Here is a 25,564-nt window from a genome sequence, read left to right as displayed (position 1 = left end):
TGAATCAGCGGATATTAGTTGGTACGTTTCGAAGCGTACCAGTTGTTTTGATACGCCTTAGATGCAAACAATGCGTTTGCTTTTGCGCGTTCAATAACGGATTCATCGACTTCTAGCGGTTTCATGGTTTGGCTATCAAAGTCGTACGCCAGGGTCGATACTTTTTCACCAGGAGAAAGCACAACTAGGTTGTCACGCGTTAAATAACCAAAGTTTTTGTCGTATTGCATCATTGCGCGTTCATCTTCGCGAGCCAGTGGTTTCGTTAAATCACGACCAATCATCGGCGTTTTGGCGTCTACGCCAATAAGAGACAACAGCGTAGGCGGCATATCTATGTTGTTTGCGATACGGTCATCTTTACGTGGTTGAATGTCTTTACCAATGATCAAGGCAGGAATGTGGAAATGCTTAACCGGAACCAAGTTAGCGCCAGACACGCGGGCATCGTGGTCTGCAATGACAATGAAAATAGTATCATCCCAGTAGGATGAGTTTTTCGCCTTTTCAAAGAACGTACCCAAAGCGTAATCTGAATATTTCACCGCGTTGTTACGCGTCATGTGTTCGGAATCGTATGGCTCAATTTTACCTTTCGGATACTCATAAGGACTGTGATTGCTTGACGTAAAAACTAAGCTGAAAAAAGGTTTGTCGCTTTTTGAAAGGCGTTCAAACTCTTCGTTTGCTTTGTTGTATAAGTCTTCATCACTGACCCCCCAAGAGCCAACAAAGCTTGGGTTATTGTAATCATCTTCTTCGACGATTTGATCAAAACCATTACCGAAGAAGAAGGTTTTCATGTTATCGAAGTTTGCTTCACCGCCATAAATAAATTGCGTGTGATAGCCTTGTGCTTTGAGTAAGTCTGCGATGGTAAAGAAGCCTGTTTGGCTTTTGCTTAGTTTCACCACTGCGCGAGAAGGGGATGGTGGAAAACCCGTGGTTACGGCTTCGATACCACGAACAGAACGAGTACCCGTTGCGTACATTTGCGTGAACTGCCAACCTTCAGCCATGAGTTCATCCAGGTTTGGCGTAAGAGGTAGACCACCCAAAGAACCTACAAATTGCGCTCCTAAGCTCTCTTGTAGCAAGATCACTAAGTTCTTACGTTTACCATGGTAAGTCGCAGAGTTACTGTTCATGGTTGGAAGTAATGTTGGATCAAAGTCGGACTTTCTTGACGAAGCGCGAACGAGATCCAGCATCTTTTGATTATCCATCTTGCCGTAGAACTGCTCTGCGCTTTTTTCTGACTTCATGCTGTTGACAGCAAACAGCAGTGAGTAAGATGAGTTTAATGCTAAGTCGTTAAGCAGTGGATCGTTAGAAAACGCCACCATGGCTGGGTTTAGTGGGCGGTGGCCTAAAGACGAGCGTGCGCCTGCAACACCAAGAAGCACAACAAAAATGGCTAATAGTGGGCGCCACTTCCAGTTGATCTGCTGTGCATTGTCGGTAAGTTTTTTGCTCCACTTCCAACCCAAAACTAGAGTTAATGCCGTGCCTAACGCGCCAATAAACAGCTCTAGCTTATAGCCAGTCCAAAGCATGCCCATGACCTCTTTCGGATAGATAAGGTATTCCACAAACAGACGGTTTGGGCGTAGGTCATATTCTTGAATGAATGGTGCCGTTGCCAGTTCCATGTACACGAGAATCCAAAGCCCTAAAACCATCCATATGCGCAATATCCATTTCCAGTATTGCCCAATCTTGCCGTTTAATGGCATTAGGGCTGAAAGCAGTGCAGGGAGGATGAATAACCAGCACAATGTTGCAATGTCTACGCGTAAGCCTTGGCCTAGGATGTAAATTAAGTCGTTGAAAGAGTCAATTCGATCAAGTTGCCAAAAGGCGAGCAAAACGCGTGAGATAGACAAAAATATAAGTGAAAACAAAGAAAAAGCAGCAATTGGCTGCAAAGGCCCCCACACAGAGCCCTTAGATAAGTTTTTCATATTTATTCGAATAGTTTAATTGTTATGTTGTGTTGTTTTTAACAAAGCAAGCGTGAAATAAACGTGAATTATAATGTGGGTTTATGGTCGAGTAGTGTAAGTGTTGGTATGTCTATGTAAGTGTGGAATGAAGCTCATGTTCGGCTGGAACATAAATTAAACACGTTATGGTCTTTATCGCTTTTGTTAGCACTTTGGGAAAGTGACGACAAACGTATTCCTACTATTTTCTCTGGGAATGAGCTCAAGTGTTGCACGGTGTAGTACTGTAATGTCTTTGCAAATTGACATCCCTAAACCCGCACCGTCGCCAAGTTCGGAATGACCCCGATAAAACTGTTCGAAGATTCTTTCACGAGTTTCTTTCGGGATTTCTGGGCCTGTATCGGAAATTAAGACTTTGATTGTATTATTGTTCTCAGTGACGCTGACTTGTATGTCACTGTGCTCGCCGGAGTAACGAATCGCATTATCGACGAGGTTACGAAATAACACCTCTAACAACATTCGATCACCGGATATAGCGATGTTGGAAGATGATAAACTGATGTCTTGCTTCTGCTTCAATGCTAACGGTGCCAAATCAGCAACAACGGTTTGCAACAAAGGGGTTAGCTCAACGGTGTCGAATACACGTTCTGATAAGCTATCTACTTTAGCTAAAGTCAGTAGCTGATGGATAAGGCGGTCAGTGCGTTTAATGCCTTGCAGAATGTTGTGTAAATCTCCTCTCAGTTGCTCCGGATCATTACTTTCAAGTGCATTTTCTACGTTAAGACGAAGGATTGTTAGTGGGGTTTTTAGTTCATGCGCTGCAGCACGTGTAAAGCGTTTCTCTCTTTGCCAGGCTAACTCTAGTTCAGAGAGGAGCGAGTTGAGTGAATCGATAAGTGGTGCGAGTTCAACGGTGTTGTCTTTTACATGAATGCGATCTAATCGGTGTACGTTTCTTTGTGTGATGGCGGTGCGCAGGTCGTTAATCGGTCGGAAATGTTTATCGATCAACCAAAACAGCAAAAGCAACAAAGTTGGTAGTATCAGCAATTGTTCTATTGATGTGGATAGGGCAATTTCGTGGATGATCTCTTTACGTATCTTGTATTTTTCTGCAACCACGACGTATTCATTATCATGTTTTGTTTGTGGTAGTGAAATCTGAAATGTACGCCATTGTGTAGCGTCTTTTACGATATCAGCGTAGCCGTTATTATCAAAGGACGTAGAGAGTGCGTGCAAGCTTTGATCAGAGCTCCAGATTAGTGTGTTGTCTCGATAGAATTGAAAAACCAAGTTTTGTTCATAAGGGTGGCCGAACGTTGTGACATTGTCATCGTCAGACTTTGACATTGACTCAATGTTTTCCATCCACTCATTAAATAATTCTCGATGGTTAGCGAGAGTCCTCTCTTCCGTTGAAATTGAGAGCGTCAGCAACATTAATTTTGCGGATTGTCCAAGCCTAGCGTCATAAACTTCTTCGACCTCGTGCTTCGCAGATTGGAAACTGAAATAAAGTGAGATGAGTAAGAGAACACTTACCAACACGCCTACTGATAGAGTTAACTGACGTTTGATCGAGTACGACTTCTTATCTTTCAAGAATGTACCCCACACCGCGAATATTTTTAATGACCACTTTGGGCGCTTTTTTACGCAAATTGTGAATATGAACTTCGATAGCGTTGTCGCTTGAACCTTCATCCCAGCCGTGTAGTGATTGTTGCAATTGCTCCTTACTTTGCACGCGTCCGGCGTTCGTCATCAAGCTGGTGAGGATTTTAAATTCATTGCGTGTGAGTTTAAGCGGCGCGTCATCGTAGCGAATGCTTTGTTCCGATAAGGATAAAGATAACTGTCCAACTTGAATGATTTCTTCTGCACTACCGGATTGACGGCGAATCAACACACGCAAGCGAGCGAACAACTCTTCGAGTGCAAACGGTTTTCCGAGGTAATCATCTGCGCCGCCATCAAGGCCTTGAACGCGATCTCGAATGTCGTCTCGGGCGGTAAGTATCATCACGGGGAGCTTAAATCCGCCTTTGCGAATCTTACGCAGAACTTCCAATCCATCGATATCGGGTAGAGTGAGATCCAATATTACGGCGGTGAACGCTTCTGTTTTGAGTGCGCTAGTCACGCCAGAGCCTTTTTCCACCCAATCCACGGCGTACCCATGGCGACTTAATGAAGTCACCATGGATTGACCGAGTAGTTTGTCATCTTCTACGAGTAATAAGCGCATGGATTATTTCAAACTCCCAAGAGTCGCTTTAATTTCCAGTTTTCGACCTTTATCCGCCAAAGGCCGGTCAGGGCGAGGTGACGCCTGCATTGCGCGAGTCAAATACACTTTCGCTTCCTTGTCTCGACCTTCTTCTGCAAGGAAGTCTCCATAAAAATAGTTCGGATCGATGCCTTTTGGATTGATCTCTAACGCTTTTTTCAACATTTCTTCGGCTTTATCGTCATCACCAAAGCCAATTGGCCACCCCGGAACTTTGTAATACAGAGAACCTAAACTGGTGTATGCAGATCCATCAAGCGCTTGCGGTGACGTTGCAATTACCCCTTCGAGTAAAGATTTGGCTTCTTTGGCGAGTGATAGTGCACCCAAGCCACCTTGAGCACCAGCCAGCGATGCTTTATTGATTGCCAGCCAAACAGTGAGTTCGGGATTGCCCGGTTCTCTGTCGAGATAAATACTGGTTTTGGCAATCGCGCGATGGAAGCATTGTTCCTTTTCGTCACCGTCAGGCGTGCTGTACTGACATTCCGCCCATTTCTTTTGAACCTGTTGCAGTGGAGCATTACCTGCCAACGCAGCGGTCGAAGCTAACGTTGAACAAACCGTCAAAGCGCAAAGTAGTTGTTTGGTATTCATCGTCCATGTCCTCTTCAATGACTGACCCGGTTTACGTATTGGTGAATGGTTTCTTGTTGCCTACGAATCGCAGAATAAACCACGTTTGGAAGCAATTGATTGATGCGAGCAAAAAGCTTTTCTGGCCAACCAATCCATTTCGCGGAAATTTCTTTTTCCAACATGGTGACAACGTGATCGGCTACAACTTGCGGCGAGTCCGTTTTGTTACCCAGTTGTCGATTCATTTCATTGACGGCATCGCTATTGAGTGAGGTTTCTGTCGCTCTTGGTGCCAAATACAGCGCACGGATTCCGGTTGCGAACAGCTCTCTGTCGAGCGATTCGGTAAACCGGTGCAATCCCGCTTTTGCCGCGCAATAGGAGGTATAGCCAGGGTAGCCAATTGAGCCGAATGTTGAACCAATATTGAGAATCACCCCAGGCTGTTTTAACCACGTTAACGCCGACTGGCACAGCAGCATCGGCGCGACGAGATTGAGTTGGATTTCGTCTGCAATCTGCGTTGGTCGTTTGTGGCTTAACAACGAGAAATCGTTGCTACCCGCATTGTTAATCAGTGCGTCCACTTTTTTATGTTGACGCGCTCGATCTTTAATCGTTGTTAATCCTTCTGATGAGGTGATGTCTGCAACGACTACGTCATGACGTTCTGGATTTGACAGTTCACGCTGTAGTGCTTGCAAGCTTTCTTCGTTTCGTCCAACAAGAATGAGGCTGACACCGCGTTTTGCTAACTCTTGCGCGATGGCTTGCCCAATTCCACCCGTTGCGCCTGTCAGGAGAATGGTGCTGTTGTTAATGTTCATGCCTCACCTCACGCCGCTTGTTGGGTTGAGAAGGAAGGCAAAGAGCGCAGCATTTGTCCGTACAATGCGAACACCATTCTTGCGGAGTCGATGATGACTTGTTGATCTTCCACTTTGGTGATTTTGTTCATCAGTGATTCAAAAAATTGCAGATGATCTTGGTCTAACACGCTGTGTGAAATTAGGTAAGTCATTGCTGAAGGCGGTAGGCTTAGCGTTGACTGGATTTTTTCTGCCATTTGGCCACCAATGCCGACGCTGGTGCCTTCTAATACCCACACCATGCCAAACAGCGCGAGTGGGTTGTGGCGGTCAATGTTGTGGTAAAGGTAGGAAACCATCAATTCAATCGGCGCACCAACTTGGCCTACATCTTTGTTGTTGCGCACTGCTTCGGCATCGCCGCCGCACGCTTTGATGTCATTTAAAATCCATTCTTGATGGCCTTTCTCTTCCTCGATGTACTCGGCAATGGCATCTCGTACCCATTCGTATTCGCCAGATAGTCTGCCTCCACACGCCATCAGCAAGGGAACAGTGTGCTTAACGTGATGGTAAGCTTGGGTTAGAAAGGCGATATACATATCTTTGGAAATGTTGCCTTGTTGAACGTCTGCGATGACTGGCGCAGTTAACATTGCTTGTTGAGCAGCGGTAGTGCTTTGTTTGAGTTGTTCGAAAAATAAAGTCATAACCTTCTCCTTAAGAAGCCGTTAACTAAGATGCAGTTTGGAAAGACGTAATGTGTTGCTGGAAGGGCAAATCGATGCGTTGGATCTTTTGCGCTTGCAGCGTTAATTCAGGCGTTGTGCTCGCTAATAACTGAGCCACATCATGTTCGATTTGATTTCGTTTGAGCTTGCCGTTATCCGTGTACCAACCAGAGATGGCTCGTGGGTTGTCCAGCAGCAATAAGGTTCGGATTTGAGCATAATCGGGTAGGGTTCGGTTTAATGCATGAACCTTTGCTTCGACGTCTTCGCTATTGGCAATGACAGCACATAATGTTTGTTGGCTTTCGCCTGTAACGATCAGTGGCGTCATCGGAAAAAACGCCAACGCTTCTGATTCAATCCACTCCGGTGAGACATTTCTGCCATACGCGGTGACAATAAGGTTTTTCTTGCGCCCCGAGAGAGTGACAAAACCTTGTGCGTCAATTTGGGCTAAGTCGCCAGTCGCTAACCATTCTTGAGTAAACGGTTCATTCAAATAACCAAGAGCAACGTTGCCTTTGACGAGCAGTTCACCATCTTCCGCGATACGAATCTGAGCGTGGGGAAGCGGTTTGCCACACGTTCCTGCTTTAAATGTGGCTGGTGTATTCAAACAAACGACGGAGCCACATTCAGACAAGCCATAACCTTCAAACGCAGGGATGTTCAGCGCATGCGCGGTGTTAATCAGTTGCGACGACACTCTTGCGCCGCCAACGGCGACAAATTTTAGAGAATCCACAAGAGAGGGCTGCTGTTTCGCGATGTGAATGAGCGCAAGCAATAAAGCTGGTGTTAGCACTAAGCTTTCTGGTTTGATGGTCACTAATGCTTGTGCAAACAAACGCGGTTCGAATTGGCTTGAACCGAGTAGGCCGGTTTGCTCTCCGGGTAAAATATATGACGTCACGCCCAACATGAGTGGTACATAAACACCGGTTATGTTTTCGAGAAGCGTCGATAACGGAAGCAGCACTAAGTGCGAGTGCGCCGCGCTGTTTACTGCACCGGCGAGCGACTTCGCCACCAAACACAAATGATCATTGCTTAAACACACGCCTTTAGGCTGACCAGTCGAGCCAGACGTAAATGTGATTTTTCCGGTTCCTGGTAGATAAGCTACCTGTGTACCTTCATCTCCCAACTGGTTACGACGCAGCAAAGGCAAATTTGCAATGGAAAACGGATGGTCTTGCTGGTTAAAGCTTTGCTTAGGATGAGAAGCCAACCATGCTTGCCAATCGCCAACTAAAGCATCGACGCCTGATTGCTCTAACGTATGTTCAACTTGTGCATCAGAGAAAAAAGTAGGAATAGGTACGACGACTATGTCTGCCGCCATCGCCGCCAAATCAACAATGGCCCAATCGATGCTGTTTTCTGCGCGTAGCGCGAGTGCTTTGATGTTCTGTGCAATAAGCTCGGCGGCAACGAGTTCGATCTTGTTTAACAATTCAGAGTAAGTCAGTTCAACGGTTTGATTCGCTTCGTAGCCGACAAGTGCTACTCGGTCTGGTGTCGTTTTTGCCCATTTTGTAATGGCATCGAGGAGAATATTCATACGTCACCTATATTCTGGCGTGGTGTTTAACCAAGTTGTTCTGGTTGTGTTTGCGGTTTCTTTCTTGGACTAATCGAAGACGCTCTAGTCCTTTTTGCAAATTGCCTGCTAACACACGCGGTTGATGTTCGTAGTACGCCCCCCAAGTGGACTCGGCATCGGGGACTTTGTTTTGATCGGCCTGCGCGATGATATTAGGCTCCAATCCTAGGCGCGCCATCATGGCGTGAAGTGGGTCTGTCGCGGTGAAGATGCACCATTCAAAACCGAGGTTGACCAGCATTTCTGCGATCAGGTAGAAGTGCAGAGATGACATGCCCTTAGCGAAAGATGCCAAGTGACCAAACTCCACTAAGTTCGAACGTTTTACGTCGCAGTTAAATACGTTAGAAACCAGCTTTTGGGCGTCGTCTTCTAAATACTGTTCAAGGAACAAAGGTTCATCTTCGGCGATGCGAAAGCCGCATACGGAAATAATTTGACCGCCGTCAATGAGGGTTAAATACGCCGGCATAAACTGTTTGAGCTCGGCAAAGAATGCTTCTTGATAACGCTGAGAAACATGCTCGATAACTTGGCTCCAAAGCGGATGCATTGGATAGACGATGTCTAAAGTAAAGCCATCTGCAGAAATTTGTGCATGGTGTTTCATGAGCGCTTCCTTTGTTTGATTGGTTATCAACAAAATAAAACGCGAAACTTAAGAAACTCTTAAGGAATGAAATTAAGTAGAAACTTTAAGAAAATACTTAGGAGCAGGGCTCAATATTGTTGTAACCCTTTTTACTACGGTGAATAAAATTAGAGCCAACCGATGTGATCGGTTGGCTCTACAGTTAGGTGTCACGTATTTTAATGGTCGTGTCGGTTACATGGCTGCTTTTTTAGCTTCGTCTACCCATGCGTCGAACTTCTTCTGGTTCGCTTTGATCCAGCCATTTACATGAGACTCGATGTCTGCTGAGCTGTTCTTACCTTGGCTCATCATCATATTCTGCGCACTAACATCATTGATGTTTAGCTTGATGATTTCAAACAGCTTCGCTGCTGCTGGGTTCTTTTCAGTAAACTCTTTGTTCGCAACGATGCGCATAGAGTTCATCTCGAAGCCGTAGTTCTTACCGTTCTCTAGTGTGGTGTCGATGTCCTTACGCTCACCAGGAAGTGAAGAGAATGGCACTTCTAACCAAACAACATCTTTACCCGGAACTAAGACGCCGCTTACCCAGTAAGGTGTCCAAGTGTAGTAAAGAATCGGATCGCCTTTTTTGTAACGAGAAATCGTGTCAGCGATAATCGCAGCGTAGTTACCTTGGTTGTGCGTTACTGTGTCACGAAGCTTGAATGCATCCAACTGATGCTCAACGACCATTTCACAACCCCAACCTGGGTTACAACCTGTTAAGTCCGCTTTACCGTCACCGTTGGCATCGAAAAGCTTGGCCAGTTTTGGATCTTTTAATTGACCAATATTTGTGATGCCATATTTTTCAGCGGTTTTTTTATCGATCAAGTAACCTTGCGCAGCACCACTTACATATTGACCTTTGCGGAAAAACTTATCATCACCGCCAGACATTGTGTACTTATCGGCGTGAAGAGGGAACCAACCTACTGCTAAGAAAGTGGCGTCGCCTTTAGCAATAGAGGTATAGCCTACGTTGTAATCCACTTCTTTAGTTGGTTTTACATCGTAACCAAGCTCTTCAAGTGCACGGTTTACGATCAATGTTTGAAACGTTTCCTCTGCAACGGTTGATTGAACTGGCTGAACAGTCACACCTTCACCCGGTAGTTCGCTTGCCACACCATAAGTTGAAAATGCGATAGTACTTAGAGCTCCAACAGAGAGCGCTTTCTTCCATGAATTATTCATTGATGTTTCTCCTAAGTTTTAGATCGTCTTGGTTCGTCTTTGTTTTCAGTTTTAATAGGTATGAAACAGGACCTGTGTGATACCAGCGAAGCTTGGTGTTACCCGCATTAACCCCTAATACTTGGGTAATACGGTCTAATAAAATGGCAAGAATTACGATGCCTAAGCCACCGACAGCAGCAAGACCCATATCAAGTCGGCCGATACCACGAAGTACCATTTGGCCCAAGCCGCCAACCGCAATCATTGAAGCGATCACTACCATAGAAAGTGAAAGCATCAAGGTTTGGTTTACCCCTGCCATAATCGTTGGTAACGCCAATGGCAATTGGATGCGGTAAAGCATCTGTTTTTTGTTTGCCCCGAAAGAGTGGCCCGCTTCGATTAGCTCTTCAGGTACTTGCTGAATCCCTAAAATAGTCAGGCGCACAACGGGAGGCAGTGCGAAAATGATGGTTACTACAACGCCAGGAACGTTACCAATACCGAATAGCATAACGATTGGCACTAGATAAACGAACGCGGGGGTCGTTTGCATTGCATCGAGTATTGGTCTAACAAATTTGGCTGCGGTTTGGCTTCTCGCCAACCATATCCCCATCGGTAGCCCGATAAGCAAACAGAAGAAGACGGCGGTTAAAACCAGTGCGAGCGTTGTCATCGCCTGTGACCACGCACCAATTAGGCCGATAAAAACAAGGGATACAAGTGTTGAAAAACCGAGTTTTACATTGGAAAACTGCCACGCCAGCAAAAATAAAATGAGCACCATGATGGGCGCAGGTGTGGACACCAAAGCAGTTTCAAACGAGGTAAGAATAAAGTCGATTGGAACTCGAATTGCTTGGAAAACAGGGCGACCATGTTCCACCAACCAGTTCAATCCCGATTCTACCCAGCTATCAAGTGGTAGAACCGCATCTTGGAATGGGTTCATAATGTCGAATGGCGCTTGCTCTACAGTTTCTGAGCTTAACCAGTCATTACTTGGGGCAGCGTCAGCACCTACACCTTGTGACCAAGGATCATCTTGTGCAGGAGCGGTATTCGACCAGGGATCATTGTTAGTTTGCTCTGAAGACATCGTGTTAATCCTTATCTAGTGTTTGTAGAAGACGTGATTTAGTCACGACACCAAAGTAAGTACCTTGCTCATCAACGACAGGTACGGCATAAGGAACGCCTGCAACTAGCCCCAAAATGTCATTGATTGACTGCTCTGGCTGAAGAGTGACTTCATCCGTCAATTGAGCACTGGCTAGAGAGCGGTTTTCTTTGTGAGCCAAACGTAGTGAGTCAAGAGACACGATGCCGGAATATCGGCTAGATTTATCGACGACAATGCCGTAATCACGGTCATGATCCATCAGAATCTGCATCGCGGAGCCTGGGCCATCATTTTCCGATTTCTTAAAGACGGCGGCTGGCTTCTTGCGAGCGATATCTTTTGCTGTCAAGACACTTGCGATGTTTACGCCGCGGAAAAACGCTTCGACATAATCATTTGCTGGACTGTGCAATATTTCATCAGGTGTGCCAACCTGAACAACCTCACCGTTTTGCATGATGGCGATACGATCACCAATACGCATTGCTTCATCCAAATCATGAGAGATGAAGACAATTGTGCGTTTGTCATCGTTTTGTAGACGAATAAGCTCATCCTGCATCTCAGAACGGATTAATGGGTCTAAAGCGGAAAACGCCTCGTCCATTAATAGAATGTCTGGGTCACAAGCCAATGCCCTTGCTAAACCCACGCGCTGTTTCATACCACCGGATAACTCGTCAGGGAAAGATTCTGCATAAGGGTCTAAGCCAACTCTTTCCAAGGCGGAAAGGGCACTTTTCTGACGTTCATTAACATCAATGCCAGCAAGTTCTAAACCGAATGCAGCGTTTTCGATCACCGTCATGTGAGGCATAAGTGCGAAACTTTGAAACACCATTGAGATATTGTTGCGACGAACTTCTCGAAGTTCGTCTTCAGAGATATGGGCAATATCTTTCCCTTTGAGATAAACACTGCCTTTCGTTGGCTCAATGAGTCGGTTTAGGAGTCGAACGAGAGTAGATTTTCCCGAACCAGAAAGCCCCATGATTACGAAAATTTCACCTTCGTTAATGGTGAGAGATACATCGTTTACGCCGACTGTTAAACCTGTCTGTTCAAAAATACCGTCCTTATCGATACCTTTTTCGATAAGCGAGAAGGCTCTTTCTGGGTCTTCTCCAAACACTTTATACAGTCCCTTAACTTCCAGTATGGGATCCATGTTATCTGTCCTTTTTTGTGTGTTTATAACTGTTTAATGATTTGTACTCTAATTAATTTTAGTTCAACTTTCAACGAATGGTGTTCGGTTAACCGGGTTTTATGTGCATACAATGAACAATGAAGGAGGTGTGGTTAAATAGTATTTTCATTAACAAAAATAGATATTTACGGTTGATTTTGTCTTTGCTTAACTTTTCCATGACATTGGTTTGAATTTATTTTGAAGTTTTTAGTACATTTCAACGCAGCCCACCTGCATAGCTATAAGGAGAAATAGATTAGAGGTCTACATTTAAAAACATTAGAGCTCTAATTTTTGGTTGGAGTTTTATTCTGCGAACTAGGTTAGGTGTTGTTATTCTTAGATTTATTCATTGATTGATTTCAATCTTGGTGATATTTATCGCTGTAGTTTAGGCAACGTATGGAATAAAAGATGGAAGCCGAACAGTTAGAAGTGCTCAACTTCATTAGCCAGTACCCACCTTTCGATGATCTACCCGAAGAGCAGTTAAAAAAGATCGCTCTAAATGCCGAGGTTGCATACTTTCGGCAAGGCACAGAGATACTCAATTTTGGAGACACGATCCGCGACTTATATATGGTGAGAAGCGGCGCTGTGGAGATCTACCGACGTAAAGGCGAACTCTATAACAGGATTGACGCTGGTGGACTGTTTGGACAGATGGGGTTGTTAATGAACAACCGTGTGCGTATGCCGGCCAAAGCGATAGAAGACACCTTGGTTTACTGTATTCCGGAGGATATTTTCAATGAGCTTTGTGATGAGTTTGAAAACTTTGCTGACTACATGGAACTGGAAGACAGCGCGCGTTTGCGAAGCGCAATATCCAGCCGCTCAGAAAGCAATGACTTTACCACTGCCAAGGCACGTAAAATCTTAGCGAGAGATCCGGTAACGTTGGAGGCGACGGCATCGATTCAAGAAGCCGCGATACTGATGGCGGAGGAAAATGTCACCTCTTTGCTTATTGTTCGCCCAGCAGAAGAACTCACAGAAGAAGATGATGAACAACTACTTGGAATATTGACTGATCGCGATCTATGTATTCGCGTATTAGCTCAGGGCATTGATACCAATATCCCAGTGAGTGAGGTCATGAGTTATGACGTGGTGTCTCTGGATTACAACGCTTATGTCTTTGAAGCCATGTTAACCATGTTGCGCTACAACGTGCACCATCTCCCTATTTTAAAAGATAAAAAGCCGATAGGAATTATTGGCATGACGGATATTGTCCGTTATGAATCTCAAAACAGTTTGTTACTCGTTAGCTCCATCTTCCAACAAACCAGCGTTGAAGATCTCAAGCAAGTTTCTGAACAAGTGAAAGACTGCTTTGTACGAATGGTGAATGAAGATGCCAACGCTCACATGATTGGTCGAGCCATGTCGGTAATTGGTAGTAGCTTTAAACAGCGTTTAGCTGAATTAGCAGAGCAAGAGCTTGGCCCTGCGCCAATTCCGTATTGTTTGGTCGCTATGGGATCGATGGCCAGGGATGAGCAGTTAATTGTAACGGACCAAGACAACGCCCTTATTCTCGACAACAGTTATGATGTTGAGATGCACGGGGAGTACTTTGAAAAGTTTGCCAAATTTGTTTGTGATGGTTTAGCAGCGTGCGGCTATGCTTACTGTACTGGCGACATTATGGCAACCAATCCAGAGTGGCGAAAAACCCGAGCGGAGTGGGAGGAGTGCTTTGGCAACTGGATAGATAACCCAACTCCTGAAAGGTTGTTAAACAGTAATATCTTTTTTGATTTATTAGGTGTTCATGGGCGAGTGAAGTGGGCGGAACAATTAAGCAGCTTTATTGTTAGGCGCGCGAAAAGAAACAACCGCTTCCTTGCATGTATGGCTTACAACGCGATACGTCGTACACCGCCATTGGGCTTCTTCAAAGATTTTGTTATGGAAAAAGATGGTCGTCACCGCAATTCTATTAACTTGAAAAGAAGAGGTACTGCGCCATTGGCAGATTTGATTCGAGTACATTCATTGGCAATTGGTTCCCGTTCGCAAAACTCGTTTGACCGTTTAGACGATATCAATGATGCGGGCATTTTACCTAAAGGTCGAGGAATGGACTTGAGGGATGCAATGGAATTGATCTACATGGTTCGAATTCGTCATCAAGCACTCGATATCGAAAATGGAGATGAACCAGATAACAACATTGAGCCAGAGAACATGTCAGAGTTTGAGCGCCGAAACTTAAAAGCTGCTTTCCAAATCCTTAGTAATGCGCAGAACTTCATCAAGTTCCGATACCAGAGAAGTAGCAAATAATGTGGTTCTCAAAAAAGGCAGCAAAAGATCAGCCGTTGTTGGATACGTCTCGGACGCCAGAGTGGTCAACGTTATTCAAACAGCTCGCGAAAGAAGCAAGAGACGAGAGGCTCAAACGTTATTACTCGACACCGATGGTTAATGGGGAAACACCAATTGAGGAAGTGCCGTTTGTCTCGGTAGATTTTGAAACGACAGGTTTGAATGCGGAAGAGGATGCAATTCTCACGATTGGACTTGTGCCGTTTACCATTGATCGTGTTCAATGTAGTGGCTCTGCGCATTGGGTTGTTAACCCTAATCGTGAGTTAAACGAAGAGTCAGTTGTGATTCATGGCATCACTGATTCTGAAGTCAAAAACGCGCCCCAATTAACCCACATTTTAGGGGAAATATTGGATGCGCTGTCAGGCAAAGTTGTGCTTGTTCATTATAAAAATATCGAAAGGCAGTTTTTTAATAACGCGTTGCTAAATAGCATTGGGGAGGGGATACAGTTTCCCGTTGTCGATACGCTAGACATTGAACATGCGATACAGCGCCGTGAATGCAGTGGCCTATTCAATAAGTTAAAAGGTAAGAAGCCAGGCTCTGTCAGGCTGGGGCATGCTCGTGAAAGGTATCGCCTTCCTGCTTATCAACCTCATCATGCTTTGACCGATGCGCTGGCTACTGCTGAACTGTTTCAAGCACAGTTGCAATATCATTTTAATCGAAGCATGCCAATCTCTTCGATTTGGCAATAAGCGTTGTTTATGATGAAGACAATAAAATGCAATGAAAAGTAGGGGGCTTTGCGATTATGATGGCGGACTGAGTAACCGCTTATAAGAACTATGTTTTTTGAACATGTGCTTGGTAGTGATGGGAGGTTTCATCACTCAAACTCCGACGAAAGTAATTTAAATTTGGTCACGTATTTTTAAGGAGATTATCCGTGAGCACCGATAATAACGGTGGCATTCAACGCCCCGATGGAAAGGTAAACGCGATAGACACTGACTATCAAATTGGTCAGGATAACGTCGCGTTAAAAGTAGGCCCGTTTGGCCTTGATATTCATAACCGTGTTTTTGCAATTTCTGGTTTAGCAATCATCCTATTTGTTGTAGTAACACTATTATTTCGAGAACAGGTAGAGCCGTTTTTCGCAGATCTAAGAGCGGGTTTGTTACACCATTTGGATTGGTTCTTCCTCGCATCTGGTAATATTTTTGTCATTGTCTGTGTTGGGTTGATTTTTACACCGCTAGGTCGGGTACGAATCGGCGGTACAGAAGCGACGCCAGATTATTCCTATGCGGGTTGGCTGGCAATGCTCTTTGCAGCAGGTATGGGTATCGGTCTGGTGTTCTTTGGTGTATCAGAACCTATGTCTCATTTTAGTTCTGCTATTGGTGGCGTGAACGTTGAGAACGGTGTTCGTACTGACTGGGCCCCTCTAGGTGGTGCAGAAGGCGATGCAAGTGCTGCATCTGCACTAGGCATGGCGGCGACGATTTACCACTGGGCGCTTCATCCGTGGTCAATCTATGCGCTATTGGCCCTTGGTTTGGCGATTTTCTCGTTTAACAAAGGTTTACCACTTACCATGCGATCCATTTTTTACCCACTGTTTGGTGAGCGTGTATGGGGTTGGACTGGTCACATTATCGACATTCTTGCCGTTGTAGCGACAGTTTTTGGTCTGGCAACTTCTCTAGGTTACGGTGCGTCTCAAGCCGCAACGGGTTTGAACTTCCTATTTGATGTTCCAATGACGAATACTACGCAGGTACTATTGATTATTGGCATCACCGCACTCGCTTTAATCTCAGTTGTTGCGGGACTAGACAAAGGCGTGAAAATCTTATCTGAGATCAACATGGGTCTCGCTGCGCTTTTACTGCTTTTCGTTATTGTTGTCGGCCCGACGATCGCGATTTTAACGGGTTTCTTCGAAAATATAGTGTCATATGTGGCTAATATTCCTGCCCTATCAATGCCATTTGGACGAGAAGACGTAAACTATTCTCAAGGTTGGACAGCATTCTACTGGGCTTGGTGGATTTCTTGGTCACCATTTGTCGGTATGTTCATTGCGCGTGTATCTCGTGGTCGTTCCGTTCGTGAGTTCATTATTTGCGTTATCCTTATCCCTTCCTCTGTTTGTGTGTTATGGATGACCGCTTTTGGTGGTAACGCTATAAGCCAATACGTGAGCGATGGTTATGAAGCCGTGTTCAACGCGGAATTACCGTTAAAACTATTTGCCATGTTAGATGTGATGCCTCTAGCTGAAATTACATCTTTCGTCGGTATTATTTTGGTGGTGGTATTCTTCATTACCTCTTCAGACTCTGGTTCACTGGTTATTGATACTATTGCTGCGGGCGGTAAGGTCGATGCGCCAACGCCTCAACGCGTGTTCTGGTGTACGTTTGAAGGCTTAGTTGCGATTGCATTGATGCTTGGTGGTGGCCTAGCGGCAGCTCAAGCAATGGCCGTGACCACAGGCCTACCATTTACGATTGTTCTGCTTGTTGCAACGGTTTCTCTAGTAAAAGGCTTGATGGATGAACCTCGTCCAAAAGCGGTTTCTAAGAAGAAATCGAAATAACCAACATCAGCAGTTAAATATTTGAATAAAGCGGCATGCGAAAGCATGCCGTTTTTTTTGATTTTTGAATTTTTTGCTGAGAAATGAAGACCATGGAGGACTGTTTTTTCTGTTCGTTTTTTATACTTATTCTTTAAGTGATTTTTTAATAAATTAGACCTCGAACTATTTTAAGATTTGGTTAAATGGCGTATTTTTGTGATACCTGTCACAAAAATACCGATAAAAAGGCGGATTATTTGATTTTTAGTCGCGAGGGATGCCCATAATAAAAAGGAAATTTAATTAGACCTCAAAGGATATGTATTTCCACATGATCACATCAGCACCTTGGGTTCTTTATCCAGAGATTGGAGAAGACTCAAGTAAAAAATGGATTTTTCGTGAGCCTAAAATCTCTGATGGTGACGACATTTACAGCTTAATTGCAGACTGTCCTCCATTGGACATGAACTCATCTTATTGCAATTTCCTACAGTCTACGCATTTCAGCAAAACCAGTATTTTGGTTGAGCAAAAAGGCGAAATCGCAGGTTTCATTTCCGGTTATCAGAAACCAGACGAGCAAGACGTTTTATTTGTCTGGCAAGTTGCAGTCTCACCTCGCTTTAGAGGTCACGGTTTAGCATTCCGCATGTTGAAAGAACTTCTCACCCGAGAGGAATTGGGCGGTGTTAAATCGGTAGAAACTACCATCACGGAAGATAATAAAGCCTCTTGGGCATTGTTCAAAAAGTTAGATGCGATGAACGGCAACTCTGGCCAAGTAAGCACATTTTTGGATGAAGAAGCCCACTTTAAAGGCAAACACGATACAGAATATTTGTATCGCATTCCTCTCAAATAATCCTCAAACAATAGGAATTAAAAACGGTCTCATCATGGATATTTTCAAAAAGCAGGAATCCAACGTACGCTCATATTCAAACAATTTCCCAGTCGTTTTTCGTAAAGCGAAAGGCTGCTGGCTGGAAACAGAACAAGGTGAACGATACTTAGACTTCCTTGCTGGAGCGGGATCTCTAAATTACGGCCATAACAACCCAGTACTTAAGCAAGCACTGCTTGAGTACATTGAGATGGACGGTATTACTCACGGTTTGGATATGCACTCAGAAGCGAAAGCATCGTTTCTTGAAGCGTTGGATACTTACATCCTTAAACCAAGAAACTTGGACTACAAAGTCCAGTTTACTGGCCCAACTGGTACTAACGCCGTTGAGGCAGCACTTAAGTTAGCGAAAAAAGTAAAAGGTCGCGACAGCGTCGTTGCATTTACCAACGGTTTCCACGGTTGTACAGCTGGCGCACTGGCTGCAACGGGTAACCAGCATCACAGACAAGGTAACGGTTCTAGCTTAAGTAACGTCACTCGTATTCCATTTGAAGGTTACGCTGGCGTTGATGGTCTAGCATTGTTCGAAACCATGCTAAACGACAACTCTGCAGGTATGGATAAACCAGCCGCTGTACTTCTTGAAACTGTGCAGGGCGAGGGTGGTTTAAATGCTGCTTCAAACGAGTGGTTACAACGTTTGAGCAAAATCTGTAAAGCCAACGACATTCTTGTGATTGTCGATGACATTCAAGCTGGCTGCGGACGTACAGGTACTTTCTTTAGCTTTGAGCCTTCAGATATTCAACCAGATATCGTGACGCTATCGAAATCGATCGGTGGTTACGGTTTGCCAATGGCCGTCGTTCTACTTAAACCAGAGTTAGACCAGTGGAAGCCAGGTGAGCATAACGGCACGTTCCGTGGTAACAACCATGCATTTATTACCGCGGCGAAAGCTTTAGAAATTTATTGGGCAAATGATGACTTTGAAACACACATCAAGCAGTGTTCAGACAAAGTAAGTGCTGTTATTGATCGCTGCGTTCGTCGCTTCCCACAAATGTTTGTACAGAAAAAAGGTCGCGGCATGATGGTTGGTATTGAGTGTATCAACGGTGATATGGCATCTGAAATCGCGAAAAACTGTTTCGAAAACGGAATGGTAATTGAGACAGCTGGCCCTGACGACGAAGTCGTTAAGTTCTTCTGCCCACTTACGATTAGCGAGTCAGAACTAGACCAAGGACTAAGCATCTTTGAAAGTGCAGTGGAAACCATTGCTGCGAAACATTTCAAACAAGCATCTTAATAAGGATTATTAATTATGATCGTCAGAACACTCGATGAGTGTCGCAACAGTGAGCGACGTGTGGTTTCAGATAACTGGGAAAGTGTCCGTATGTTGTTGAAAGATGACAACATGGGTTTTTCTTTCCACATTACTACGATTTATGAAGGTACTGAAACACACATTCACTATCAAAATCACCTAGAATCGGTTTTTTGTATGAGCGGTGAAGGTGAAATTGAAGTCGTTGGTGGAGAAACTTACCCGATTAAACCGGGTACGTTATACATCCTTGATAAACACGATGAGCACTACTTGAGAGCTTATAAGAATAAAGAAATGGTAATGGCGTGTGTATTCAACCCACCAATTACCGGCGCTGAAGTGCACGATGAAAACGGTGTTTATCCTCTCGTTGACTAAAAGATAGAGGTGGGGTGCTTGTCACCCCACGATCAACTATCTCTTCTTTTTTCTTTTAAAGTTACCAATCAAAAAAGGCTTATCATGACATTTACCGTAGAAAAAATCGGCGGTACATCAATGACAGCATTTGATGCTGTTCTCGACAACATTATTCTTCGTCCTAAATCGCCATACAATCGTATCTTTGTCGTCTCTGCATATGGCGGTATGACCGACGCGCTACTCGAATGTAAAAAAACCAGTAAGCCAGGTGTTTATCAGCTTATCGCGAAACGTGATGACAAATGGGAAGAAGCGTTAGCATACGTTGAAAGCCGTATGCTGCTCACAAATGAAAATATTTTCGCGGACCCAATGAATCGTATCCGTGCAGATAAATTCATTCGCTCACGTATTGCTGAAGCGAAAAACTGTATTGCGAACATTTTAGAAACTTGTCAGTACGGTCAGTTTTCGCTACGTCAGTATTTGCCTCAAATTCGAGAGTTTCTGTCGTCTATCGGTGAGGCGCACAGTGCTTACAACACGGCATTGAAACTAAAAAATATGGGTATTAACGCTAAGTTCGTTGACCTGTCCGGTTGGGACAATCAAGCGCCAAGAAGCCTTGATGAATCGATCAGTGATGCGTTTGCTGATATCGATGTGTCAAAAGAACTGCCAATTGTTACAGGTTATGCTTACTGTAAGGAAGGCCTAATGCACACTTATGACCGAGGTTATAGTGAGATGACATTTAGCCGAATTGCAGCGATAACAAAAGCGGATTTAGCGGTAATTCACAAAGAATATCACTTGAGCTCTGCAGACCCGCGTGTTGTTGGTCCTGAAAAAGTTTTGCCAATTGGTAGTACAAACTATGACGTAGCAGACCAACTTGCTAACCTTGGCATGGAAGCGATTCACCCAAATGCAGCCGCAGGTTTACGCGAGAGTGGTATTGAGCTACAGATCAAAAATACATTTGAACCTGAACACGAAGGCACTTTGATCTCTTCAAGCTACCGCCCAGAAGAAGACAAAGTCGAAATTATCGCAGGTAAAGAAAAAGTGTTTGCACTGCATTTGTTTGACCAAGCGATGGTGGGAAAAGCCGATAACGTTAGCTACGAATTAATGGAAATTATCTCTGATGCTCGCGTAAGTTTAGTTGGTAAAGAGATGAACGCGAACTCTATTACTTACTATCTAGGTGGCAGTACTGATAGCTTGAACAAAGTATTGTATAAAGCTGAAAAACGCTATCCGAATGCGTCGATTAAAGGCCGTATGGTCGCGCTGATTTCAGCCATCGGTTCTCAAATTGACACCAACAAGACACTGGCGAAAGGTGTACTTTCTTTGATGAACAATGGCGTAACGCCAGTTGCACTTCACTCATCAATGAGAAATGTAAACGTTCAGTTCGTAGTGGGTGATAAAGAATATCAGCGTGCGATTTGCGCATTACATGATGAATTCTTTCAGAGCAATAGTTTAACTAAATCGGTTAATGTGGCTTAGTTTATTCATGGTTAAAATACAAAGGAGAGCAGGTTTGCTCTCCTTTTTTGTTTTTCTGTGTTCTCAATATAGCCCGTTTTGCATGGAGTGAACTACCGAGCTAAGTGTGTCCGTAGAGATACAGATAAGCCAGCAGAGCTCTGCTGGCTCAGTAACGCAATCTAGAGTGATTAATTAAATTACTTAACTTTATTCACTTCCTGTTTAAGCATTTCTAACTGCTGCATCTTTTCTTGCATCTGCAAAGAGTCGTAATTTAAAGAAGCAGGGTTCATAGTTGTACCGCGTTGCATTGGGTATTCAGGTAACGTTTTAAAGAAGTCGCCAACAACGTCTTGAATTGGTACAAACAACCACATGTTGTCTGCCATCCAACGTAGGTACATTTGTGACTCGCTAGGACCTTTTTCAAATGGGTCAGCACGTAAGTGAATGATCTTAGGCCAGTTTGGTACAGATCGCACGGCGTCGCTTAGGTTTCCTTCTAGAGTTGCAAAGTGAAGTTTCCAGTCATTCCAGCGTACTGCGTTTAGTTCACCATTTGAGGTGAAGTAGAGCAGAGACTCACGTGGTCCTTTCTCTTCTTTTCCCTCGAAGTATGGCATGAAGTTGTAGCCGTCTATATGGACACGCCAGTCTTTACCATTTGCTTTGTAACCTTCAGCAAGCTTTTCTTTCACGTCAGGAACGCCAGCTGCCGCCAACAATGTTGGCAACCAGTCTTGATGAGCCATCATTTCGTTGATTTTCGTTCCTGGCTTAATGACACCAGGCCAACGCACAAGTTGAGGCACACGCATACCGCCTTCCCAAGTCGTGCCTTTCTCACCGCGGAATGGGGTTGCGCCCCCATCAGGCCAAGTCATGGTCTCCGCGCCATTATCTGTTGTATAAATAACGATGGTGTTGTCAGCAACGCCTAACTCATCGAGTTTGTCGAGCAATACGCCGACTTGATCGTCATGCTCTAACATGCCATCAGCGTAAATGCTAACACCGGATTTGCCTCGGTACTTCTCTTGTAATCGGGTCCACACGTGCATGCGCGTAGAGTTATGCCAGATGAAGAAAGGCTTATCTGCTTTAACAGCTTTCTCCATAAACGATAAAGTGCTTTCGAGGAACTCTTCGTCCGCGTGTTCCATGCGTTTACGCGTCATTGGGCCAGTGTCTTCAATCTTACCGTCGGCATAAGATTTAATTACACCACGAGGACCATAGCTTTTACGGAACTCTGGGTCTTTAGGGTAATAGTAGGTTTCGGGCTCTTCTTCTGCATTAAGGTGGTACAAGTTACCAAAGAATTCATCAAAACCATGATTGGTAGGTAGGTGCTTATCTTGATCGCCCAAGTGGTTTTTACCGAACTGAGCTGTCATATAACCTTGCTCTTTTAGTAAGTCAGCAATAGTTGGTGCCCAATCTGGAATCCCATGGTCGGAACCCGGCATACCAATCGTCAGCAAGCCAGTGCGAAATGGTTCTTCGCCAGTAATGAATGCTGCTCGACCCGCAGTACAAGATTGTTGGCCGTAATGGTCTGTAAACAAAGCACCTTCGTTCGCGATACGATCGATGTTAGGGGTTTTGTAACGCATCATACCTTGGTTATATGCGCTGATGTTCCAGTAACCGACATCGTCACCGAAAATTGCAAGTATGTTGGGTTTGTCTGCCGCCATCGCTGCGCTGGACGTTGCTAACAGCCCGACGCCTACTGCGATTTTTCTCAATTGGTTTGCCATAAAAAACTCCAGGTGGTTGAGAGTAACGAGAAGCACAAGTAAACCTTATGCTTAGGTGCTGCATAAGTTAATGATGTGTATAGAAAAATCCTCTTATACTCTTTATAACCATAAGTTATTGAGGGTATTTAACTATTTGTTTCTAAATAAAAATACTTGTCATTCTAATGATTTGGGGAGGTTTTAAAAATAGAGATGGGTCACTAATGAACACCATTGCCGATTGCTGGTGAGACGAATAAAGTTTCAGCAAAAACACCGAGATACTCCCTAATCGGGGGACGAAGAATGGAGCACTCATTTTGAAAGCCTTTCACTTCTAATTATTTGTATAACCAAGGGGTTAGCGACTATATTGATTCAAGTTGCACCATCTAAATACTAAGGATAGTTATGAGTCAGTGGGCAGGTCGGTTTCGGTGTCTATTTCTGGGTATCGTCATGGTGAGTGGTTCGTTTTTTCCCCAGGCATCAGTGATAGAGAGCCCCCAAAATACCACGAAGCTTGGGTTGGAATATGTTGGCACGCAAGCGTGCGCGGAATGTCACCAACAAGAGGTGGAGGCTTGGAAGGGCTCTCATCACGATATGGCAATGAAACATGCAAACTCAGAATCTGTTCAAGGTGATTTTGATAACCGCACAGTGACGCATGATGGGCAACCCAACCGTTTTTTTAGACAAGGCGAGGAGTATTGGGTCAATATTCAAGGCCCTGATGGTCAACGGCATGATTATAAAATTAGCTACACATTTGGCTGGGAACCGTTACAGCAATATATGGTGGAGTTTGAAGACGGTCGTGTACAGCTCATTCCTTTTGCGTGGGATTCAAGGACGAAATCGGAAGGTGGTCAGCGCTGGTTTCACCTCTATCCAGAGACAACAACGACAGATGAGTTTTACTGGACTAACACTGGGCAAAATTGGAATTTCATGTGTGCAGACTGTCATTCGACCAATTTAAAGAAGAACTATGACGCAATCAAAAATACCTACAATACGTCTTGGTCCGAGATCAATGTTGGTTGTGAAGCGTGTCATGGCCCTGCAAGTGGACACATCGAGTTGGCGAAAAAATCCGCATCTACAGGAGGCTCTTTCGATACAGATAGTCACTATGGTTTTGACCGAAATTTATCTAAAGCGGTAACCGAGTGGGTATTTGAGAAGGGCCACAGAACGTTACAACCAAAAGCAATCGCAGAAACAAATCAAGTTCAGACGTGCGCACAATGTCACAGCCGTCGAACGCAGTTAAATGAGACAGGTGATCACATTCAAGGCTCATTTTTCGATAAATATCGGCTAAGCCTGATCACTCCAGAACTCTACTACCACGATGGCCAAATTTACGATGAAGACTATGTTTACGGTTCATTTCTTCAGTCTGAAATGGCTGAAAAAGGCGTAACATGCACCAATTGCCACGATCCTCATTCGGCAAAACTAAACATCCCAGAAGAGGCGGTATGTTCACAATGCCATATTGCGTCAGAATATACTCCAGAAAATCACACCTTCCATGAAGCGGGATCCAAAGCGTCACAATGTACGACTTGTCACATGCCAGAAACGACTTATATGCAAGTCGATCCTCGTAGAGACCACAGTTGGCACGTACCTAGACCTGACTTGAGTAAACACATCGACACGCCCAATGTATGTACGTCTTGTCATGAGGATAAGAGTAACCAGTGGGCGGATGCGCAGATAGCCGAATGGTTTCCTCACTCTCAATACCGCAATCAACAACACTTTGCTGTCGCGTTTTATGCCGATGTAATTGGGCACAAAGGGGCGGCGAATGCTCTGGCTTACTCTGCTCAGGATTCATCATTAAAAGACATCATACGAGCTTCTGCATTAGAGCGAATGGGCGGTAATACTGACCAAAATACGACAGTTTCGCTCGCAAGGGCCGTTAAAAATGAGAATGAAATGATTAGACTCGGCGCAGTCGCGGGCTCGTCTGGTTATGAGTTTCATGATCGATGGCGAATTTTAGAACCACTGCTGGATGATCCCGTACTTTCAGTGAGGGCGGAGGCGGCTTCGGTATTAGTGACCAGCTATGCGCAAATGACGCCGTTACAAAAAGATAGGATTCAACCATCGCTTGAAGAGTACATGGACATTCAAAAGTTTAACGCCGATCGTGGTTTTGGTAGAACCAATTTGGCAAATGTATACCGCAGCTTAGGCGAAATCGATAAGGCAATTGCGTTATACCAAGAAGCGATAAGTATCGAGCCTTATTTCGAAAATAGTTACGTGAATTTATCGGACCTGTATAGACGCCTTGGGAAAGAAAAAGCTGCGCTCTCGGTGTTACAACAAGGGATGAAAGCTCAGCCTAAATCCAGCTCATTACCTTACAGTGCCGGTCTTTCTTTGTTACGCCAAGGAAAGGAAGATGAGGCCAAAGCTCTACTTAAACATGCCGCAGAACTAGGAAAGACTAACGCTCACTACTGGTATGTTTATGGTCTAGCTTTAGAAAAAAGTGACGTTCTGGAAGCCAGTAAGGCATTGCAGACTGCGTTTAAAGTCGGTGGGAACCCTCAACATTTATATGCTAAATGCGAAGTTCTAGCGAGAAATCATAAAAAAGGCGCTGTCGCTTTTGCTTTCGATAGGTGTCTAAAAGAGCTGAGTAATTATGCTCCTAAGCAGACTATTGATCAGCTGAAAGCATCTATTACGAATCTGTAGAGATTAAACACCAATAGTAAAAAGTGGAGCCTTTATCGCGCCACT

20 protein-coding genes are annotated in these 25,564 nt (G+C 44.5%); 8 read left to right on the top strand and 12 right to left on the bottom strand.

Annotation, left to right across the window (positions count from 1 at the left end):
• Positions 1-14: 14 nt before the first annotated feature.
• From FKN16_RS04265 to proV, 11 genes are all read right to left on the bottom strand, one after another.
• Entirely contained in the window at positions 15-1,964 is a 1,950-nt protein-coding gene (locus tag FKN16_RS04265; protein WP_170902079.1) for an LTA synthase family protein, read from the bottom strand.
• A gap of 186 nt (positions 1,965-2,150) precedes the next feature.
• Entirely contained in the window at positions 2,151-3,563 is a 1,413-nt protein-coding gene (locus FKN16_RS04260; protein ID WP_170902078.1) for an ATP-binding protein, read from the bottom strand.
• A complete protein-coding gene (locus FKN16_RS04255) occupies positions 3,553-4,209 on the bottom strand; it encodes a response regulator (RefSeq protein WP_170902077.1) in 657 nt (218 codons plus the stop codon). Before FKN16_RS04255 ends, FKN16_RS04260 begins: the two co-directional genes overlap by 11 nt.
• A 3-nt stretch (positions 4,210-4,212) precedes the next feature.
• Positions 4,213-4,848, bottom strand: a complete 636-nt coding sequence (locus tag FKN16_RS04250; protein ID WP_053807342.1) for a tetratricopeptide repeat protein — start codon at positions 4,846-4,848, stop codon at positions 4,213-4,215.
• 14 nt (positions 4,849-4,862) lie between these two features.
• On the bottom strand, positions 4,863-5,657 hold the full coding sequence (locus tag FKN16_RS04245; RefSeq protein WP_170902076.1) for an SDR family oxidoreductase: 795 nt from the start codon (positions 5,655-5,657) through the stop codon (positions 4,863-4,865).
• An 8-nt stretch (positions 5,658-5,665) separates the two neighbouring features.
• Complete coding sequence (locus tag FKN16_RS04240) at positions 5,666-6,349, bottom strand: iron-containing redox enzyme family protein (protein ID WP_164666126.1); 684 nt, start codon at positions 6,347-6,349, stop codon at positions 5,666-5,668.
• Positions 6,350-6,374: 25 nt separating this feature from the next.
• Positions 6,375-7,934 carry an AMP-binding protein gene (locus tag FKN16_RS04235; protein ID WP_170902075.1) on the bottom strand — a complete coding sequence of 520 codons (1,560 nt, stop codon included), beginning with the start codon at positions 7,932-7,934 and terminating at the stop codon, positions 6,375-6,377.
• Between the two features lie 7 nt (positions 7,935-7,941).
• The gene (locus FKN16_RS04230; protein WP_170902074.1) at positions 7,942-8,586 is read right to left on the bottom strand and encodes a thermostable hemolysin; all 645 of its coding nucleotides are present in this window, start codon (positions 8,584-8,586) and stop codon (positions 7,942-7,944) included.
• Between the two features lie 216 nt (positions 8,587-8,802).
• On the bottom strand, positions 8,803-9,810 hold the full coding sequence (gene proX / locus FKN16_RS04225; protein WP_005393392.1) for a glycine betaine/L-proline ABC transporter substrate-binding protein ProX: 1,008 nt from the start codon (positions 9,808-9,810) through the stop codon (positions 8,803-8,805).
• Positions 9,803-10,894: a glycine betaine/L-proline ABC transporter permease ProW gene (gene proW / locus FKN16_RS04220; RefSeq protein WP_005393390.1), complete on the bottom strand. Its 1,092-nt coding sequence runs from the start codon at positions 10,892-10,894 to the stop codon at positions 9,803-9,805. Before proW ends, proX begins: the two co-directional genes overlap by 8 nt.
• A gap of 4 nt (positions 10,895-10,898) precedes the next feature.
• Positions 10,899-12,086, bottom strand: a complete 1,188-nt coding sequence (gene proV, locus FKN16_RS04215; RefSeq protein ID WP_005393388.1) for a glycine betaine/L-proline ABC transporter ATP-binding protein ProV — start codon at positions 12,084-12,086, stop codon at positions 10,899-10,901.
• 438 nt (positions 12,087-12,524) lie between these two features.
• Between proV and FKN16_RS04210 the strand changes: the two genes are divergently transcribed.
• From FKN16_RS04210 to FKN16_RS04180, 7 genes are all read left to right on the top strand, one after another.
• Positions 12,525-14,405 (top strand): DUF294 nucleotidyltransferase-like domain-containing protein, encoded by a 1,881-nt coding sequence (locus FKN16_RS04210; RefSeq protein ID WP_006741594.1) that lies wholly within the window; start codon positions 12,525-12,527, stop codon positions 14,403-14,405.
• Positions 14,405-15,151 (top strand): 3'-5' exonuclease, encoded by a 747-nt coding sequence (locus FKN16_RS04205; RefSeq protein WP_101911959.1) that lies wholly within the window; start codon positions 14,405-14,407, stop codon positions 15,149-15,151. Before FKN16_RS04210 ends, FKN16_RS04205 begins: the two co-directional genes overlap by 1 nt.
• A 191-nt stretch (positions 15,152-15,342) precedes the next feature.
• Complete coding sequence (locus FKN16_RS04200; protein WP_005393381.1) at positions 15,343-17,004, top strand: BCCT family transporter; 1,662 nt, start codon at positions 15,343-15,345, stop codon at positions 17,002-17,004.
• Positions 17,005-17,317: 313 nt separating this feature from the next.
• Complete coding sequence (ectA, locus tag FKN16_RS04195) at positions 17,318-17,851, top strand: diaminobutyrate acetyltransferase (protein WP_005393379.1); 534 nt, start codon at positions 17,318-17,320, stop codon at positions 17,849-17,851.
• 34 nt (positions 17,852-17,885) lie between these two features.
• On the top strand, positions 17,886-19,151 hold the full coding sequence (gene ectB, locus FKN16_RS04190; RefSeq protein WP_065646776.1) for a diaminobutyrate--2-oxoglutarate transaminase: 1,266 nt from the start codon (positions 17,886-17,888) through the stop codon (positions 19,149-19,151).
• Positions 19,152-19,166: 15 nt separating this feature from the next.
• Complete coding sequence (locus tag FKN16_RS04185; RefSeq protein ID WP_005393369.1) at positions 19,167-19,553, top strand: ectoine synthase; 387 nt, start codon at positions 19,167-19,169, stop codon at positions 19,551-19,553.
• An 84-nt stretch (positions 19,554-19,637) separates the two neighbouring features.
• Positions 19,638-21,059, top strand: a complete 1,422-nt coding sequence (locus FKN16_RS04180; RefSeq protein ID WP_005393366.1) for an aspartate kinase — start codon at positions 19,638-19,640, stop codon at positions 21,057-21,059.
• A 179-nt stretch (positions 21,060-21,238) separates the two neighbouring features.
• On the opposite strand, the gene FKN16_RS04175 is transcribed toward FKN16_RS04180, so the two are convergent.
• Complete coding sequence (locus FKN16_RS04175) at positions 21,239-22,804, bottom strand: arylsulfatase (protein WP_170902073.1); 1,566 nt, start codon at positions 22,802-22,804, stop codon at positions 21,239-21,241.
• 393 nt (positions 22,805-23,197) lie between these two features.
• Between FKN16_RS04175 and FKN16_RS04170 the strand changes: the two genes are divergently transcribed.
• A complete protein-coding gene (locus tag FKN16_RS04170; protein ID WP_170902072.1) occupies positions 23,198-25,519 on the top strand; it encodes a multiheme c-type cytochrome in 2,322 nt (773 codons plus the stop codon).
• Positions 25,520-25,564: the final 45 nt, after the last annotated feature.

Source organism: Vibrio sp. 11-4(1) (assembly GCF_013048625.1).
GTDB classification, from domain to species: domain Bacteria; phylum Pseudomonadota; class Gammaproteobacteria; order Enterobacterales; family Vibrionaceae; genus Vibrio; species Vibrio diabolicus.
Note: the sequence above shows the minus strand (reverse complement) of the source record. Positions and strands in the feature narration are given on the sequence as shown.